We start from the raw sequence: 17,172 nt of genomic DNA, 5'->3' as shown, positions 1-17,172 counted from the left end.
AGGGGGCGCCCATGAAATGGGTAGTTCGCAAAAGGTCGGTAGTGACCGACCAAAGCCGACTGTTCGACGCAGTCCGGGGCTGTATACTTGCCGCCTATTTGAGGAGGGCTCCATGGTCGAAGATGTTGAACTGAATCGCCTCTACTGGCACAGCCGCCGCGGCATGCTCGAGCTTGACGTGCTGCTGGTGCCGTTCGTGAAAGAGGTTTACCCGCATCTCAACGAGGTTGATCGTGCCTGCTATGTCCGTTTGCTCGAATGCGAGGATCAGGACATGTTCGGCTGGTTCATGGAGCGCGCCGAATCCGAAGATCCGGAGCTGCAGCGCATGGTTCGCATGATCCTGGATCGTGTCCAGCCCAAATAATGCCTTCGAATGCCGCTGGCATGCCTCACGGCAGTTGCTGGCGGCGTATCTGCTGGCCCAGCTGTTCGCGCTGGGTGCGCTGTGCCTTCTTGCCATACCGTTCTGGGTCAGTCTGCCGGCCGCCGTGTGTTGTCTGGCGCAGGCTGCCTGGGTGTTGCCACGACAGATCCTGCTGACACACCCTCAGGCGTTTCGCGGCTTGCGTCGCGATGCGGATGGCTGGCAGGTCTGGAATCAGGCGCACGGCTGGCAGGCCGTTCAATTGCGCCGGGACAGCCTGGCCCTGCCGTTGATCGTGGTGCTGCGTTTTCGTCTGCGCGGCGAGCGACGAGTCCGCGCGATTTGCGTGCCACGGGACTCGCAGGCGCCGGACGTGCACCGACGCCTGCGGGTCAGGCTCAGGTTCAGCCGGCGTAGGTGGGCGGCACCAGAATAGTGTCCAGTGCCACGGGCAGCATGTCCGGGTAGTCGAGGGTGTAATGCAGGCCGCGACTCTCCTTGCGTTCCATGGCTGACTGGATCATCAACTCGGCGACCTGGGCCAGGTTACGCAGTTCGATCAGGTCTCGACTGACCTTGTAGTTGCTGTAGAACTCGTCGATCTCATCCAGCAACAGTTGCACGCGATGCTGGGCCCGCTGCAGGCGCTTGTTGGTGCGCACGATGCCGACGTAGTCCCACATGAACCGCCGCAGCTCATCCCAGTTGTGCGCGATGATCACGTCCTCATCCGAATCGGTCACCTGGCTGGCGTCCCAGACGGGCAGGGCGACGGGCATTGACACCTGCGGCAGTTGTTCAAGAATGTCCGTCGCTGCCGAACGCGCATAGACGAAGCACTCCAGCAGGGAGTTGCTGGCCATGCGGTTGGCGCCGTGCAGACCGGTGAAACTGGTTTCGCCAATCGCATACAGCCCGGGCACGTCGGTGCGCCCTTGCTGGTCGACCATCACGCCGCCGCAGGTGTAGTGCGCTGCGGGAACCACCGGGATCGGCTGCCGGGTGATGTCGATGGAGAACTCGAGGCAGCGTTCGTACACGGTCGGGAAGTGCGACTTGATGAACGCTTCCGGCTTGTGGCTGATGTCCAGGTAGACACAATCGATGCCCAGCCGCTTCATTTCATGGTCGATCGCCCGGGCGACGATGTCCCGTGGTGCCAGTTCGGCACGTGGGTCGAAACGCTGCATGAAGCGTTCGCCGTTGGGCAACTTAAGGTGCGCGCCTTCGCCGCGCAGGGCTTCGGTGACCAGGAAGCTCTTGGCCTGCGGGTGATACAGGCAGGTCGGGTGGAACTGGTTGAATTCCAGGTTCGCCACCCGGCAGCCCGAACGCCAGGCCATGGCGATGCCATCGCCACAGGCACCGTCGGGGTTGCTGGTATAGAGGTAGACCTTGGCCGCGCCCCCGGAGGCAAGAATCACGAAACGCGCCCCGTAGGTGTCGACTTCGCCGGTGCCACGATTCAGTACGTAGGCACCAAGGCAGCGATCACCCTCAAGGCCCAGGCGTTTTTCGGTGATCAGGTCGACCGCGACCCGCTGTTCGAGCAGTTCGATGTTCGGCCGTTGCCTGGCTTTGTCGAGCAGCGTTCTGAAAATCGCCGCCCCCGTGGCGTCGGCCGCGTGAATGATGCGCCGGTGGCTGTGGCCGCCTTCGCGGGTCAGGTGAAACTCGAAACCGCCGTCCTCGGTGCCGGATTGTTCATCGCGGGTAAAGGGGACACCCTGGTCGATCAGCCACTGAATCGCCTCCTTGCTGTGCTCGACGGTAAAGCGCACGGCGTCTTCGTGGCACAGGCCGCCGCCTGCGTTGAGCGTGTCATCGACATGGGATTCGACGGTGTCGGTGTCATCCAGAACAGCGGCGACGCCGCCCTGGGCCCAGAAGGTCGAGCCATTGGCGAGGTCGCCTTTGCTCAATACGGCAATGCGCAAATGATCGGGCAAGGTCAGCGCAAGGCTCAAACCGGCAGCACCGCTGCCAATGACCAGAACATCGTGTTGAAACTGTTGGCTCATTTCAGGATTCCGCTCAAAACGACCCGGGTCGGGGGTGGCACCGGACGTGTACAACGGCGAGTCGGGCGACCACACAGCCCACTAGTATATAGAGGGGGGGATCGGCACAATAGCCGGGCAGTTATGGCATTGTGAAACTACAGTGACAGGATGGAGCTGACACTTCGTCGGATGTTTTTTCGGCCGGTTAGGCGACAAAGCGACTGTATCGTGGATTTAACAGATTTTTTCCATTCAAGGTCGCACAATGTCAGCGTTGCACTGTTACAAATATTTGGAACTTTTGCCAAAGGCCCAAGATCAATAGACCGTTGCCTGAATCAAGGGACAGCGTCGGTGCCAGTGCAGGATTGCATCTCGATCCTGACTGTCGAAGCCGATGACAAGATAATTCGCGCAGCCGGGGTCATCCCGAGCTGCGCTTTTCGTGCGTGCCAAAACGGTGCCCGCAGGAAACTTGCTTGGAGGGGAGAACTTTTGCGAAAAGCCCGAGTCTATGTTTGCAAGTCTGGTCGTTTAGTTATGCAAGCTTCCTCCGAGCTTATCGAGGAGAGTTCATGCTAACCCAGGAAGAGGATCAGCAGCTGGTCGAACGCGTTCAGCGCGGCGACAAGCGAGCTTTTGATCTGCTAGTGCTGAAATACCAGCACAAAATTCTCGGGTTGATCGTGCGTTTCGTGCACGACACCCATGAAGCCCAGGATGTGGCACAGGAAGCCTTTATCAAGGCGTACCGTGCACTTGGAAATTTTCGCGGAGACAGCGCGTTTTACACGTGGCTTTACCGCATCGCCATCAACACGGCGAAGAACTACCTGGTTTCACGCGGCCGCCGGCCGCCGGATAGCGATGTCAGTTCCGAAGATGCAGAGTTCTACGATGGCGATCATGGCCTCAAGGATCTCGAGTCGCCAGAACGGGCTTTGCTGCGGGATGAGATCGAAGGCACCGTCCATCGGACCATTCAGCAACTGCCAGAAGATTTGCGTACGGCGTTAACTTTACGTGAATTCGATGGTCTGAGTTACGAGGATATTGCGAGCGTCATGCAATGTCCGGTGGGTACCGTGCGCTCCCGGATCTTCCGCGCTCGGGAGGCCATCGATAAAGCCCTGCAGCCGTTGTTGCAGGAAAACTAAAGACAGCGGCGATAGCCAAGAGAGGAACGCCATGAGTCGTGAAGCCCTGCAGGAATCGCTGTCCGCAGTGATGGATAACGAAGCGGACGAATTGGAATTGCGTCGGGTATTGAATGCCATCGACGATGTTGAAACCCGTGAAACCTGGGCTCGTTATCAGATCGCTCGGGCAGCGATGCACAAGGATCTGCTGCTTCCACGCCTGGATATCGCCGCGGCAGTTTCCGCTGCGCTGGCTGACGAAGCCGTACCGGCAAAAGCTTCTCGTGGTCCATGGCGCAGCCTGGGTCGACTGGCGGTTGCAGCGTCGGTCACCGTTGCCGTACTGGCCGGTGTTCGCCTGTACAACCAGGACGAAATCGCCGGTGTCGAACTGGCCCAGCAATCCACTCAGCCGGGTCTGACCGTTCCTCAGGTCAAAGGTCCAGCCGTATTGGCAGGCTATAGTGAGAGTTCGGAAGCCACTGGCCCAATGGCCAACGGCGTATTGCAAGGTCAACCAGGCTGGCACGATCAGCGTTTGCCAGGTTACTTGCGCCAACATGCTCAACAGGCTGCAATGAAAGGAACTGAGAGCGCGCTTCCTTACGCTCGTGCGGCAAGCCTGGAAAACCGTTAAGGAGGATCATGCGCGCCATACCTCTACTTTCGCTTCTGCTCGGTGGCTGGTTCATTGTTCCAGCCCACGCCGATGAAGCCCAGGATTGGTTGACCCGTCTTGGCCAGGCCGAGCAACAGCAAAGCTTTCACGGTACTTTCGTTTACGAGCGCAACGGTAGTTTTTCTACCCACAACATCTGGCACCGCGTCCAGGATGGCAAGGTCCGCGAGCGTATCCTCCAGCTCGATGGCTCTGCCCAGGAAGTCGTGCGCATTGACGGGCATACTCAATGCGTCAGCGGCATCCTGATTGCGGGGCTTGGGGATTCTCCCAACTCCGCGGCGCGTGCACTCGATCCTCAAAAGCTGAAAAACTGGTATGACATTGCCATCATTGGCAAGTCGCGCGTGGCCGGGCGTCCGGCCGTCATCGTTTCCCTCAAGCCTCGCGATCAACACCGCTACGGTTTTGAACTGCACCTGGACAAAGACACCGGCTTGCCACTCAAGTCATTGTTGCTCAATGACAAGGGGCAGTTGCTGGAGCGTTTCCAGTTCACGCAGCTCGATACCTCTGGCGTACCGTCCGACAATGAGTTGCAGGCGGGCCCGGATTGCAAGGCCGTCTCGCTCGACAGCGACAAGCCGTCAGCCGTCAAGGCCGCTCAGAACTGGCGCTCGGACTGGCTGCCAGCAGGTTTCGAACTGACCAGCAGCACATCGCACAAGGACCCGCAGACCAAGATTCAGGTCAGCAGCCTCATGTACGACGATGGTCTGGCGCGTTTCTCGGTGTTCCTGGAGCCGTTGAACGGTGCACCTGTCACCGATGCCCGTACCCAGCTCGGTCCGACCGTCGCGGTCTCCCGGCGCCTGACTACGCCGGAAGGCGACATGATGGTCACCGTTGTCGGTGAAATTCCTGTAGGTACTGCTGAACGGATTGCGTTGTCCATGCGCACCAATGCCACTGCAACCCAGTAGTGAGCCCATGGCGAAATGTTTCGTGAGCATTTCAGTTTGCAAATACCCCTGAATTTTCTTATAGGTCAGAGCCCCTCGGCTCTGGCCTTGTTTGTTGTTCCCGGAACAAAAATACCGGCGTATCGTTCCCGGTGTTCCTTGATCCATATCGCTTAACCATGCTCGTCTTAACGGGAGCCGTATGTCGATACCACGCTTGAAATCTTATCTCTCCATATTTGCCACGGTACTGGTGCTCGGTCAGGCAGTTGCAGCTCAAGCCGTCGAGCTGCCTGACTTCACGCAACTGGTCGAGCAGGCCTCGCCTGCCGTCGTCAACATCAGTACCACGCAGAAACTGCCTGATCGTCGAGTCAGCGAGCAGATGCCGGATCTCGAAGGCTTGCCGCCGATGCTGCGCGAGTTCTTCGAGCGGGGCATGCCTCAACAGCGCTCGCCGCGCGGCGGTCGCCAGCGCGAAGCCCAATCCCTGGGATCGGGTTTCATCATCTCGTCCGACGGCTACATCCTCACCAACAACCATGTGATCGCCGATGCCGACGAAATTCTCGTTCGTCTCGCCGACCGCAGTGAGATGAAAGCCAAGCTGATCGGCACCGATCCACGTTCCGACGTGGCCTTGCTGAAAATCGAAGGCAAGGATCTGCCCGTCCTGAAGCTGGGCAAATCCCAGGACCTGAAGGCCGGCCAATGGGTCGTAGCCATCGGTTCGCCCTTCGGTTTCGACCATACCGTGACCCAAGGTATCGTCAGCGCGGTGGGGCGCAGCCTGCCGAACGAAAACTACGTGCCGTTCATCCAGACCGACGTGCCGATCAACCCGGGCAACTCCGGTGGTCCGCTGTTCAACCTGTCGGGTGAAGTGGTGGGGATCAACTCGCAGATCTACACCCGTTCCGGTGGCTTCATGGGCGTATCGTTCGCGATCCCGATCGACGTGGCCATGGATGTTTCCAACCAACTGAAAAGCGGTGGCAAGGTCAGCCGTGGCTGGTTGGGCGTGGTCATCCAGGAAGTGAACAAGGACCTGGCCGAGTCGTTCGGTCTCGACAAGCCGGCGGGTGCGCTGGTGGCACAGATCCAGGATGACGGTCCGGCGGCCAAGGGCGGTTTGCAGGTCGGCGATGTGATCCTGAGCATGAACGGTCAACCGATCGTCATGTCGGCGGATCTGCCGCATCTGGTCGGTGCGTTGAAGGCCGGTTCCAAGGCCAAGCTGGAGGTGATCCGCGAAGGCCAGCGCAAGAACGTCGAGCTGACGGTCGGCGCTATCCCGGATGAAGGCGATGAGCAGGCTACCCTGGCCAAATCCAACACCGAGCGCAGCAGCAATCGCCTGGGTGTGTCGGTGGCCGAGCTGACCGACGAACAGAAAAAGACCTACGACCTCAAAGGCGGCGTGGTGATCAAGGAAGTTCAGGACGGTCCTGCCTCCCTGATTGGCTTGCAGCCTGGCGACGTCATCACTCACCTGAACAACCAGGCGATTGGCTCCGCCAAGGAGTTCACCGACATCGCCAAGGCGCTGCCGAAGAACCGTTCGGTTTCGATGCGGGTCTTGCGTCAGAATCGCGCCAGCTTCATCACCTTCAAGCTGGCTGAATAATCCGATTGCTGGTCGAATGAAAAACCGCCTCGAAAGAGGCGGTTTTTTTATACCTGTATTTTGGCGGGAGCGTCGATCAACCCATCATGTCCTTGATCATGCGCTCCTGTTCCATCAATTCCCGCTGGCGCGCGTCGATACGCGACGACAGTGGGAAGTTGCTGCCGGCCTTGCGCTTGGCGAAGTCCAGCTGCTGGATGGCCTGGCGGTAGTCGCCAACCAGTGCGAAATACTCGGCGCGGGCCTGATGCAGGCCGATGATGTTGCCGGACAGGCCGCGGGTTTCCGCCACCATGTACCAGACGTCCGGGTCATCCGGGCGGCTTTTCAGCAGGTTTTCCAGGGCTTTCTCGGCGTCGGCGGCACGGTTTTGCTTGAGCAACAGATCGACACGCACCTGGTTCAGCGGGTAGTTGCCCGGGTATTGGGTGAGCAGGCGGTCAACCCGTGTCTGGGCGTCCGGCAGTCGATTGCTGGTGATGTCCAGGTCGATCTGCGCGAGGTTGTAGATGATCTCGTTGGGCGACTTGGCCAGCAGCTGCTTGAGGTTTTCCCGCGCTTCGTTGAGCTGGCCACCCTTGATCTGCGCAATTGCCAGGCCATAGCGGGCCACATCGTTTTTCGGGTTTTCATCCAGCTGAGCGCGAAAGCGTTTGGCGCCCAGGCCAGGGGTTTCCTCGTAGATCAGTTGGACGCGTGCGCGAATCAGCTGATAACGCATGCTGTCTTCGATGCCGCCCGGCCTGGCTTGCTCGGCGCGGTTACGGGTGTCGGCAATACGCGATTCGGTCACCGGGTGAGTCAGCAGGAATTCCGGTGGCTTGGCGTCGAAGCGGTACTGGCGGGCCAATCGCTCGAACATGGTCGGCATCGAACGTGGATCGTAACCGGCCTTTTCCAGGTTCAGGATGCCGATGCGGTCGGCCTCCTGCTCGTTCTGGCGCGAAAAGCGTCGCTGCTCCTGAATCGCGGCGGCCTGTGTGCCGGCGATGGCGGCGATCCCGGCATCGCCGGCGCCGGCCGCGGCAATCACGATCCCGGCCAGCAACGCCGCCATCATCGGCACTTGCATGCGTTGCTGGGCTTCGACGCCGCGGGCGAAGTGGCGTTGCGACAGGTGAGCCAGTTCGTGGGCGAGGACCGAGGCGTATTCGCCTTCAGTCTGCGCGTTCAGGAACAGACCACCGTTGACCCCGACGATCCCGCCCGGCGCCGCAAAGGCGTTGAGTTGCGGACTGTTGATCAGGATGAACTCCAGGCGCCGGTCATTGACCTGGCTGGTTTCCACCAGACGGTAGACGCTGGATTCGACGTAGTCCTTGAGCTGCGGATCGTTGAGCTGGGAAACCTGGCTGCGCAGCAATGCGAGCCAGGCGCGACCCAATTGGTATTCCTGTTGTGGCGAGACAATGGCAGAACTGGCGTCACCGAGTGACGGCAGGTCGTCGGCGAAGCCCGGTGAGGCGAGCAGGCAAGCGAGCGTCAGCAGGGTAGGGCGCAAAAAAGTCATGCACAAAGCCTTAATCGACAAAGACCTTACTGTAGCCGGACAGTAGGCTTCGGACCAGATATTCTAAGCCGCTCGATCACCTGACCCGGAGTAACGCAATGACCGACGCTGTAGCCCACGACGCCGAACTGGACGCCAGTGGCCTGAATTGTCCGTTGCCGCTGCTCAAGGCCAAGCTTGAACTCAACCGCATGAGCCGTGGCGCAGTGCTCAAGGTCATCGCCACCGATGCCGGTTCACAGCGCGATTTCCGCACCTTCGCCCGATTGGCCGGTCACACGCTGCTGCGTGAGGAAGAGGAAGCCGGTGTCTACCGTTACTGGCTGAAAAAGGCCTGAAAACCGCTGCGTTCGTTTCTAAGGATGACTGATGTTCAAAGTGTTGCGCGACTGGATCCAGCGTTATTTCTCCGATGAGGAAGCGGTGGTCCTGGCGGTCCTGTTGTTTCTGGCGTTCACCGCCGTCCTGACCCTGGGTGGCATGCTGGCGCCGGTGCTGGCAGGGATGGTGCTGGCGTACCTGATGCAAGGCCTGGTGGTCACGCTGGAGCGCCTGCGTGTTCCGGGCGGGGTGGCCGTGGGGTTGGTGTTCGCCCTGTTCATGGGTGTGTTGCTGGTGTTCATCGTGGTCGTGGTGCCGTTGCTCTGGCATCAACTGATCACGCTGTTCAACGAATTGCCCGGTATGCTTGCCAAGTGGCAGTCGCTGCTGTTGCTGCTGCCCGAGCGTTATCCGCACCTGGTGTCCGACGAACAGGTGCTGCAGGCCATCGAGGCCGCACGTGGCGAGATCGGCAAATTCGGCCAGTGGGCGCTGACGTTCTCGTTGTCGAGCCTGCCGTTGCTGGTCAACATCATGATCTATCTGGTGCTGGTGCCGATCCTGGTGTTCTTCTTTCTCAAGGACCGGGAAATGATCGGTCACTGGGTTCGCGGTTACCTGCCTCGCGAGCGGACCCTGATCACCCGTGTGGCGCATGTCATGAACCGGCAGATTGCCAACTACATTCGCGGCAAGGTCATCGAGATCCTCATCTGTGGCGGCGTCACCTACATCGGCTTCGTCATCCTGGGACTCAACTACGCGGCGCTGCTGGCGCTGCTGGTCGGCATATCGGTGGTCGTGCCCTACGTCGGGGCCGTGGTGGTGACCGTGCCGGTGCTGCTGATCGCCTTGTTCCAGTGGGGCTGGAGCGATCAGTTCATCTACCTGATGGCGGTCTACGGGATCATTCAGACGCTGGACGGCAACGTACTGGTGCCGCTGTTGTTTTCTGAAGCGGTCAACCTGCACCCGGTGGCGATCATCTGTGCGGTGTTGCTGTTTGGCGGGTTGTGGGGATTCTGGGGCGTGTTCTTCGCGATTCCCCTGGCGACCCTGTTCAAGGCCGTGCTGGATGCCTGGCCGCGCAAGGAGCCGGTGGTGGCGCCGCTGCTCTGAGGGCCCTATCGCAAGCGTGCCCGCTCCCCTGTGGGAGCGGGCACGCTCGCATCTGCCCGGACGCCAGAAGCATTACGCCTTGTTCAAGGCCTGAGCTGCCGCCAGAACGGCATCCACATGCCCCGGCACCTTCACGCCACGCCACTCCTGGCGCAGTACACCGTTCTTGTCGATCAGGAAGGTGCTGCGATCCACTCCCAGGTATTCCTTGCCATACAGCTTCTTCAACTTGATCACATCAAACAGCTGGCACAGCGCTTCTTCCTTGTCGCTGATCAGGTCGAAGGTGAAGCCCTGCTTGGCCTTGAAGTTTTCATGGGATTTGAGGCTGTCGCGGGACACACCGAACACCTCGGTGTTCGCGGCCTTGAAGGCCTCGAGCTGATCGCGAAAGCCCTGGCCCTGGGTCGTGCACCCCGGCGTGCTGTCCTTCGGGTAGAAATAGATCACCACCTGCTTGCCCTTGAGGCTGGCGAGGCTGATGGTCTGCCCGCCGGTGGCGGGGGCTTCGAAGTCGGCAACCGGTTGGTCGATGGAGACGGCCATGAAAGCTTCCTTACATTGGGTTTTGTGGGCGCCACGGTTCGATCAGGGCATCCAGGTTCAGCGCATCGGCGAAATCCAGGAACTGATCGCGCAGCCAGCTGATCTGCACGCCGGCCGGCAAGGTCACGGTAAAGGTGGCATTGAGCATGGTGCCGCCGGTTTGCGGTGCCTGGTAGGTGTCACAGGTCAGGTTTTCCAGCTCGACGTTGTGGTCCATGAAGAACTGGCACAGCTCGTTGATGATGTCCGAGCGATAGGCCGAGCTCACATAGGCGACGTACGGCAACGCCTGCGGGCGGTTTTCCAGGGCGGCACTGCGCACCACGTTGACGGTGAAGGCGTGCCGTTTGGCCAGCACGGGAAGGCTGCCTTCCAGGCGCGCCAGGGCGTCCCAGCTACCGGAAACTTCAAGGACCAGCGCACTGCACTCGCCATGACGGGTCAGGCGAGAGGTGACCACGGCGCAGCGGTTTTCATGGCTGGCGCGGCACAGGACATTCGTCAGCTCCATGGGGTTGGCGCCAAGGGCACTGATGACAAGGAATTGTTCGCGAACTGTGGGGGTGGACATGCAGCATTCCTAAAGCGATGAGCGGTCGGTACTTCTACGGGCTTTTTGACCGGGGCGAGCCTGTGAAGGCAAATTCGAAAAACCGAGCCCGAAGGTTGCAACGTGCTCCGGTATGGCGGGAGCGGGGGCTGGCAACGCTGGATAGGGGCTCGTGAAGCCGAAAATGGAGGTTGCAACCCGGCGTGGGAGCTTGTCAGTACCAATCAAAGTCTGAAGGGTAGCGAAAAGCAGCGCCAAGGGGAATGGCGGCAGCGCAGTACTTCGCTTGTGCAAGCATCTTGGCGCCAGTACCATTACGGCTCTCTTTTTCCGGCAGGAGCGGTTGCATGATTGCGGGCAGTATGGTGGCACTGGTCACACCCATGGATGCACAGGGTCGTCTCGACTGGGACAGCCTGAGCAAACTGGTGGACTTTCACCTGCAAAACGGCACCCACGCCATCGTGGCGGTCGGCACGACAGGTGAATCGGCGACGCTGGACGTCAACGAACACATCGAAGTGATTCGTTACGTGGTCAAGCAGGTCGCAGGGCGCATTCCGGTGATCGCCGGGACCGGTGCCAACTCGACTCGCGAAGCCATCGAGCTGACCACCAATGCGAAGACCGCCGGCGCCGATGCCTGCCTGCTGGTGACTCCGTATTACAACAAGCCGACGCAAGAAGGCCTGTACCAGCACTTCAAGGCCGTTGCCGAAGCCGTCGATATCCCGCAGATCCTCTACAACGTGCCTGGCCGTACCGCGTGCGACATGCAGGCCGACACCGTGATCCGCCTGTCGACCGTCAAGAACATCATTGGCATCAAGGAAGCCACTGGCGACCTGGACCGCGCCAAAGCCATCCTCGCAGGCGTGAGCAAGGACTTCATCGTGCTCTCCGGTGACGATGCCACGGCCGTGGAACTGATCCTGCTGGGCGGCAAGGGCAACATTTCGGTGACCGCCAACGTCGCCCCGCGCGACATGGCCGACCTGTGCAACGCCGCCCTCAAAGGCGACGCCGTCACGGCCCGGGCGATCCATGAAAAGCTGATGCCGCTCAATAAAACCCTGTTTATCGAATCCAACCCTATCCCCGTGAAATGGGCGCTGCATGAGATGGGCCTGATGCCGGACGGTATCCGTCTGCCGCTCACCTGGCTCAGTGCGGCCTGTCACGAACCGCTGCGGCAGGCCATGCGCCAGTCCGGCGTCCTGGTTTAATTGAGGAAGCACTACGCATGAAGCGATTGGCCGGACTTTCCGCACTTGCCTTGATTATCTCCAGCACCAGTGGCTGTGGGTGGATCTGGGGCCCGGAAGGTTATTTCCGTGACCGTGGTAGCGATTACCTGGAAGCGCAACAGACTGCCCCGATGCAATTGCCACCGGACGTCACCACCTCCAAGCGCCTGGATCCGCTGTTGCCGATCCCGCGTAACGTGGCTGACGACACCGCCAAGGGCGAATACATCGTGCCGCGTCCACAGCCGCTGTCCGCTGCTGCCGACGTAACGCCGTACTCGTTGCAGAAAACCGGCGACGCGAGCTGGATCGTGGCGCAGAACCCGCCGGCCGAAGTCTGGCCAGTGGCCGTGCAGTTCTTCCAGGACAACGGTTTCCGCCTGGATGAGCAGCGCCCGCAAACCGGTGAATTCACCACCACCTGGCAGCATGCCGATGAACTGTCAGCCGCCATGGCCAAGCGCCTGAGCGCCGCCGGTGTCGGCAGCGACAGCGAAACCCGCGTGCGGGTGCGTATCGAGCCGGGCGTGCAGCGCAACACCAGTGAAGTCTACGTCGTGAGCGCCGAGCGTCCTGCCGGCAGCACCGCCGACGTGGCGTTCACCAACCGTTCGGTCAACACCGGCCTGGACGCGGCACTGGTCGACGACATGCTGGCAAGCATGAGCCGCATCTCGGAGAAGGGCGGTTCGGTATCCATGTTGGCTTCGCGTGATTTCGATACCCCGAGCCGTGTCAGCCTGACCGAAGACGGCAGCGGCAACCCGGTACTCAACGTCGGCAACGACCTGGACCGTGCCTGGTCGAGCGTCGGCCGTGCGCTTGAACAGGGCGAATGGCGTGTCGAGGACATCAACCGCAGCCTGGGCCTGTACTACATCAACCTGTCCGAAAAAGCCGAGAAGAAAGACGAGAAGCCTGGTTTCTTCAGCAGCCTGTTTGGCAGTGGCCCAAGCAAGGAAGAAATCGAAGCGCGTGCCGAGCGTTATCAGGTTCGCCTGAGCAAGGTCGGCGAAAACGTCGAGGTCACCGTCGAGAAGAACATCAACACCGTGGCGCCGGCTGACGTGGCGCGCAAAGTGTTGAGCGTGATTCAGGACAACCTGGGCTGATCACATGCGTTTTGCCGTTCTCGGCAGCGGTAGCCAAGGGAACGGCACGCTGATAGCCAGCGCTGATACGTATGTGCTGGTGGATTGTGGTTTCTCCCTGCGGGAAACCGAAAAACGCCTGTTGCGCCTGGGTGTGAACCCGGCGCAACTGAGCGCGATACTCGTGACCCACGAACATGCCGACCACGTGCATGGCGTGGGTTTGCTGTCTCGGCGCTACAATCTGCCGGTCTACCTCAGTCGCGGGACCTTGCGCGGGATGCGCAAACCCATCGAGCCTACGGGTTTCCTGGCAGATGGCGAGCAATTGCAGATCGGTCACCTGAACATCGGCGTCATTGCCGTGGCACACGATGCACAGGAACCGACGCAATACGTGTTCAGCGACGGTGAGCGCCGCTTCGGCCTGCTGACCGACCTGGGGTCGTATTGCAACAAGGTGCTGGACGGCTATCGTGACCTCGATGCGTTGATGATCGAGGCCAACCATTGCCGGGACATGCTGGCTCGCGGTCACTACCCGTACTTTCTCAAGCAGCGGGTGGGCGGCGAACTGGGACATTTGAACAACCATCAGGCGGCATTCCTGGTGTCCGAGTTGGGCTGGCAAGGCCTGCAACACCTGGTCCTGGCCCATCTGAGCAGCAAGAACAACCTGCCGCAGCTTGCCCGGCAATGTTTTGTCGACACCCTTGGGTGCGACCCGGACTGGCTGCAACTGGCCGATCAAGATTCAGGGCTCGACTGGCGACACATCGCCTAGCCCACCTACTTAGCAAGCGGAGCCCATCATGGAAAAACGTGAAGAACTCTACCGCGGCAAAGCCAAGTCGGTTTACAAGACCGACGACGCTGACCGTTTGATCCTGCTGTTTCGCAACGACACCTCGGCGTTCGACGGCAAGCGCATCGAACAGCTCGACCGCAAAGGCATGGTGAACAACAAGTTCAACGCCTTCATCATGCAGAAACTCGAAGCCGCCGGCGTGCCGACCCAGTTCGACAAGCTGCTGGGCGACAACGAATGCCTGGTGAAAAAACTCGACATGATCCCGGTCGAGTGCGTCGTGCGTAACTACGCGGCCGGCAGCCTGGTCAAGCGCCTGGGCGTCGAAGAGGGCATGAAGCTCAACCCCTACACCTTCGAACTGTTCCTGAAGGACGACGCCAAGGGCGACCCGTTCATCAACGAATCCCACGTCGTGGCCTTTGGCTGGGGCACCGCCGAGCAACTGGCGCGCATGAAGGAACTGTCGCTCAAGGTCAACGAGATCCTGAGCAAACTGTTCGACGACGCCGGCCTGCTGCTGGTCGACTTCAAGCTTGAATTCGGCGTGTTCAGCGACGGCTCCATCGTCCTGGGCGACGAGTTCAGCCCGGACGGCTGCCGCCTCTGGGACAAGGACACCAAGAAGAAGATGGACAAGGACCGCTTCCGCCAGGGCCTCGGTGACGTCATCGAAGCCTACGAAGAAGTCGCCAACCGTCTGGGCGTACCGCTTTAATCGACGCAAGCATCTGATAGCACGGAAAAATTTCGCTTAGGGGGTTCGCTTCCGGCGAAAGTGTTGTTATGATGCGCGCCGTTGGAGAGATGCCAGAGTGGCCGAATGGGACGGATTCGAAATCCGTTGTACCTTCGCGGGTACCTAGGGTTCGAATCCCTATCTCTCCGCCATTACATTGAAAAAGCCCCGTAGCTGAAAAGTTACGGGGCTTTTTCGTTTCTGTGGTTTTGGCCTGGGTTTTTTTCGAACGTTGAGCTAGCGCCGAGTGTCATTTGCGGTGTTCCAGTGGCCGGGGAGGCTTTGCTGCCAGCCGGATGAAGCGTGATAGCATTCCCGGCTGTTTTGGAGGGATCCATGAAAAAGACAATGGGTGGCTTTTTGCTGTTCATCTTTGCCGCGGTCGCCGTTGCGGATGGCGGGTTTCGGCAGCACGGTGCGGACTACGTGAATCACGCCTCCTCACTGGTTTCCGGGCATTTGCTGGCCTTTGAAAACGAGCCAGGCCTGGACCTTTCCAGCTACCTGGTGCGCGGCGAGGGGGCGGAAAAGGCGTTGGCTGCGGACCTGCTGGAGATGCAGGCGGCGGATGGGGCGGGTGCCGAAGAGCAAAAAAACGCAGCGATAGCGTTTTCGTCTCGCGCCTTATCCGTCATACGCACCTACACCAAGATGCGCATGGCCAATGTGAGCGCCGGTTTGACCAACCGCCGCGTGCTCGAAGCCGAGCGCGTCTGGCCCCTGCAGACCAAACCCGAGCTGAAAGAGGCAGCGTTTCAGCGTCTGCAAGTTGCCCGGCAGGAACATCAGCAAGCCTTGCTTGAGTTGAATCATCAGAGGCTGGCCCTGGGCATGCAGTGCGAACTGCTCCTCGGGGCGGACGAAACGATAAAAACCGTGTTCGGCAACGACAAGGGTCTGGACGCGCAAACCCGGGAATTCGTGAAGCAATTCGATTAAAGCCTCTTGGCCGTCGCAAACAGTGCGCCCTTGCGCGTGACGACTGCGGTTTGTTTGTCGGATCAGTCGGTGCTCACGCGTCAGAAGCGTCAGCCCGTTCCGAAGAAAAATGCTCCCCTCAGGTCATCCGGTTTACCCGCCCCATCACCCATGGGGCGGACCTCGAATCGGCACCGGTATGTCGAAATATCCCCTGACACTGAAAGGCTGTCCCGGCAGAAATCCTCATCTACTCTGGTTTCGCAGATCCCGGATCTGCGTATCAACCATCGCAAGGAGCGAACAATGTATTTCGAGATTTACCGGCAGACCCGAGGCATCCCCCAGACTGGCAGGGGCCAATGGCGGTGGCGCTTGAGGGCGGCGAACCATGAGACGATTGCCAGCGGCGAGTCGTACGTCAACAAGGCCGATTGCGTACACGCCATCAACCTGATCAAGGGCACCCACGATCAGACCCCGATGAAGGAAATCTAGACACGTCTCGACGAAGCTGCTCGATCGAAGCAGCTTCGTTTCAGGCAGCAAAACGTCTTCAGTCGCATAGACGCCGCTTGCACCCGCTACCTAAACTGTCGGCAGACAGGAGATCGGGGGCAGTGGATGAATCGCAATGAACTACGCAAGGCCGACATCAACCTCATGGTGGTGTTCGAAACCTTGATGCATGAACGCAACGTGACCCGGGTGGCGGAGAAGTTATTCCTGGGGCAGCCGACCATCAGTTCGGCGCTCAATCGCCTGCGCACGATGTTCAACGACCCGTTGTTCATTCGGGTCGGGCATCGCATGGAGCCCACGGCCCGGGCCGAAGAGTTGATCCAGTACCTGTCGCCCGCCCTGGACTCGCTGTCGGTGGCCTTGAGCCTGACCCACGACTTCGACCCCGCCAGCAGCACCATGACCTTTCGCATCGGCCTGTCGGACGATGTCGAGTTCGGCCTGTTGCCGCCCCTGTTGCGCGCCCTGCGCCAGGAGGCGCCAAAGGTGGTATTCGTGGTGCAGCATGTCGACTACTGGCGGATTCCCGACTTGCTGGCGTCCGGTGACATTACCGTCGGCATCAGTCAGACCCGCGGCCTGCCGGCCAATGCCAAGCGCAAGCTGTTGCGGCATATCCTGCCCAGCATCCTGCGCGCCGATGCCTCGGACACGCCACTGACCCTCGATGAGTATTGCTCACGTCCTCATGTGCTGGTGTCCCACACGGCCAACGTCAGCGGCTACGCTGACGAGTGGCTGGCAGAGATCGGTCGCACGCGTCAGGTGGTGCTTTCCGTGCCGCAGTACAGTTCGTTGCCCGCCCTGCTCGCCGGGACTGACCTGATCGCCAGCCTGCCGGATTACACGGCCACGGCGATGGCCGCCTCCGGCCAGTTGTTCGTCGAACCTTTTCCGTTCAAGACACCGACCCTGGACCTGTCCATGGTCTGGTTGAGCCATGTCGATACCGATCCTGCCGAGCGTTGGTTGCGTTCGCGGCTGGAGGCATTCATGAGTGAGCGTTTCCAATCACCGATGCCGCAGTAGAGCAGGGCAACTCTGTGATATATGTACGACCTTTCCCCTTTACCTCAGGAACCAC

19 protein-coding genes and 1 tRNA gene are annotated in these 17,172 nt (G+C 60.2%); 16 read left to right on the top strand and 4 right to left on the bottom strand.

The window, feature by feature from the left end:
* Positions 1 to 112 precede the first annotated feature (112 nt).
* Positions 113 to 367, top strand: a complete 255-nt coding sequence (locus ACM6IM_RS13940) for a succinate dehydrogenase assembly factor 2 (protein WP_007898624.1) — start codon at positions 113 to 115, stop codon at positions 365 to 367.
* Positions 351 to 803 (top strand): protein YgfX, encoded by a 453-nt coding sequence (locus ACM6IM_RS13935; RefSeq protein WP_201196155.1) that lies wholly within the window; start codon positions 351 to 353, stop codon positions 801 to 803. The genes ACM6IM_RS13940 and ACM6IM_RS13935 overlap by 17 nt, the downstream gene beginning before the upstream one ends.
* Here the strand turns inward: ACM6IM_RS13935 and nadB are convergent.
* Positions 772 to 2,388: an L-aspartate oxidase gene (gene nadB / locus ACM6IM_RS13930; RefSeq protein ID WP_201196153.1), complete on the bottom strand. Its 1,617-nt coding sequence runs from the start codon at positions 2,386 to 2,388 to the stop codon at positions 772 to 774. The genes ACM6IM_RS13935 and nadB overlap by 32 nt on opposite strands.
* Positions 2,389 to 2,945: 557 nt before the next feature.
* Between nadB and rpoE the strand changes: the two genes are divergently transcribed.
* The 4 genes from rpoE (at position 2,946) to ACM6IM_RS13910 (ending at position 6,717) form a co-directional block, all read left to right on the top strand.
* A complete protein-coding gene (gene rpoE, locus ACM6IM_RS13925) occupies positions 2,946 to 3,527 on the top strand; it encodes an RNA polymerase sigma factor RpoE (protein WP_003172477.1) in 582 nt (193 codons plus the stop codon).
* A 31-nt stretch (positions 3,528 to 3,558) separates the two neighbouring features.
* Positions 3,559 to 4,146 (top strand): sigma-E factor negative regulatory protein, encoded by a 588-nt coding sequence (locus tag ACM6IM_RS13920; RefSeq protein WP_192302332.1) that lies wholly within the window; start codon positions 3,559 to 3,561, stop codon positions 4,144 to 4,146.
* Positions 4,147 to 4,154: 8 nt separating this feature from the next.
* Positions 4,155 to 5,111 (top strand): MucB/RseB C-terminal domain-containing protein, encoded by a 957-nt coding sequence (locus ACM6IM_RS13915; protein ID WP_414865416.1) that lies wholly within the window; start codon positions 4,155 to 4,157, stop codon positions 5,109 to 5,111.
* A 181-nt stretch (positions 5,112 to 5,292) separates the two neighbouring features.
* Positions 5,293 to 6,717: a DegQ family serine endoprotease gene (locus ACM6IM_RS13910; protein ID WP_192302330.1), complete on the top strand. Its 1,425-nt coding sequence runs from the start codon at positions 5,293 to 5,295 to the stop codon at positions 6,715 to 6,717.
* A gap of 76 nt (positions 6,718 to 6,793) precedes the next feature.
* Here ACM6IM_RS13910 and ACM6IM_RS13905 read toward each other — a convergent pair whose 3' ends face one another.
* Complete coding sequence (locus ACM6IM_RS13905; protein WP_192302329.1) at positions 6,794 to 8,227, bottom strand: M48 family metalloprotease; 1,434 nt, start codon at positions 8,225 to 8,227, stop codon at positions 6,794 to 6,796.
* Between the two features lie 98 nt (positions 8,228 to 8,325).
* Here ACM6IM_RS13905 and ACM6IM_RS13900 point away from each other — a divergent pair, with 98 nt between their 5' ends.
* Together ACM6IM_RS13900 and ACM6IM_RS13895 are read left to right on the top strand one after the other, a co-directional pair.
* Positions 8,326 to 8,565: a sulfurtransferase TusA family protein gene (locus ACM6IM_RS13900; protein WP_192302328.1), complete on the top strand. Its 240-nt coding sequence runs from the start codon at positions 8,326 to 8,328 to the stop codon at positions 8,563 to 8,565.
* A 31-nt stretch (positions 8,566 to 8,596) separates the two neighbouring features.
* Positions 8,597 to 9,667 carry an AI-2E family transporter gene (locus ACM6IM_RS13895; RefSeq protein ID WP_192302327.1) on the top strand — a complete coding sequence of 357 codons (1,071 nt, stop codon included), beginning with the start codon at positions 8,597 to 8,599 and terminating at the stop codon, positions 9,665 to 9,667.
* A gap of 72 nt (positions 9,668 to 9,739) precedes the next feature.
* Here the strand turns inward: ACM6IM_RS13895 and ACM6IM_RS13890 are convergent, their stop codons facing one another.
* Positions 9,740 to 10,213 carry a peroxiredoxin gene (locus ACM6IM_RS13890; RefSeq protein WP_414865415.1) on the bottom strand — a complete coding sequence of 158 codons (474 nt, stop codon included), beginning with the start codon at positions 10,211 to 10,213 and terminating at the stop codon, positions 9,740 to 9,742.
* 10 nt (positions 10,214 to 10,223) lie between these two features.
* Positions 10,224 to 10,784, bottom strand: a complete 561-nt coding sequence (locus tag ACM6IM_RS13885) for a glycine cleavage system protein R (protein ID WP_056856013.1) — start codon at positions 10,782 to 10,784, stop codon at positions 10,224 to 10,226.
* Positions 10,785 to 11,110: 326 nt separating this feature from the next.
* Here ACM6IM_RS13885 and dapA point away from each other — a divergent pair, with 326 nt between their 5' ends.
* The 8 genes from dapA (at position 11,111) to ACM6IM_RS13845 (ending at position 17,117) form a co-directional block, all read left to right on the top strand.
* Positions 11,111 to 11,989, top strand: coding sequence for a 4-hydroxy-tetrahydrodipicolinate synthase (gene dapA, locus ACM6IM_RS13880; RefSeq protein WP_192302325.1), 879 nt, complete (start codon positions 11,111 to 11,113; stop codon positions 11,987 to 11,989).
* Between the two features lie 17 nt (positions 11,990 to 12,006).
* Positions 12,007 to 13,122 carry an outer membrane protein assembly factor BamC gene (gene bamC, locus ACM6IM_RS13875; protein ID WP_414865414.1) on the top strand — a complete coding sequence of 372 codons (1,116 nt, stop codon included), beginning with the start codon at positions 12,007 to 12,009 and terminating at the stop codon, positions 13,120 to 13,122.
* A gap of 4 nt (positions 13,123 to 13,126) precedes the next feature.
* Positions 13,127 to 13,885: an MBL fold metallo-hydrolase gene (locus tag ACM6IM_RS13870; protein WP_192302323.1), complete on the top strand. Its 759-nt coding sequence runs from the start codon at positions 13,127 to 13,129 to the stop codon at positions 13,883 to 13,885.
* A 28-nt stretch (positions 13,886 to 13,913) separates the two neighbouring features.
* Positions 13,914 to 14,627 carry a phosphoribosylaminoimidazolesuccinocarboxamide synthase gene (purC, locus tag ACM6IM_RS13865; RefSeq protein WP_110966859.1) on the top strand — a complete coding sequence of 238 codons (714 nt, stop codon included), beginning with the start codon at positions 13,914 to 13,916 and terminating at the stop codon, positions 14,625 to 14,627.
* Positions 14,628 to 14,710: 83 nt separating this feature from the next.
* A tRNA-Ser gene (locus ACM6IM_RS13860) sits at positions 14,711 to 14,800 on the top strand.
* A gap of 151 nt (positions 14,801 to 14,951) precedes the next feature.
* Positions 14,952 to 15,587 carry a hypothetical protein gene (locus ACM6IM_RS13855; RefSeq protein ID WP_414865413.1) on the top strand — a complete coding sequence of 212 codons (636 nt, stop codon included), beginning with the start codon at positions 14,952 to 14,954 and terminating at the stop codon, positions 15,585 to 15,587.
* A 285-nt stretch (positions 15,588 to 15,872) separates the two neighbouring features.
* Complete coding sequence (locus tag ACM6IM_RS13850; protein ID WP_192302275.1) at positions 15,873 to 16,064, top strand: YegP family protein; 192 nt, start codon at positions 15,873 to 15,875, stop codon at positions 16,062 to 16,064.
* Positions 16,065 to 16,190: 126 nt separating this feature from the next.
* Positions 16,191 to 17,117 carry a LysR family transcriptional regulator gene (locus tag ACM6IM_RS13845; RefSeq protein WP_192302274.1) on the top strand — a complete coding sequence of 309 codons (927 nt, stop codon included), beginning with the start codon at positions 16,191 to 16,193 and terminating at the stop codon, positions 17,115 to 17,117.
* Positions 17,118 to 17,172 lie beyond the last annotated feature (55 nt).

It is taken from the genome of Pseudomonas sp. IT-P12, assembly GCF_949767465.1.
In the GTDB taxonomy this organism is placed as follows: domain Bacteria; phylum Pseudomonadota; class Gammaproteobacteria; order Pseudomonadales; family Pseudomonadaceae; genus Aquipseudomonas.
Note: the sequence above shows the minus strand (reverse complement) of the source record. Positions and strands in the feature narration are given on the sequence as shown.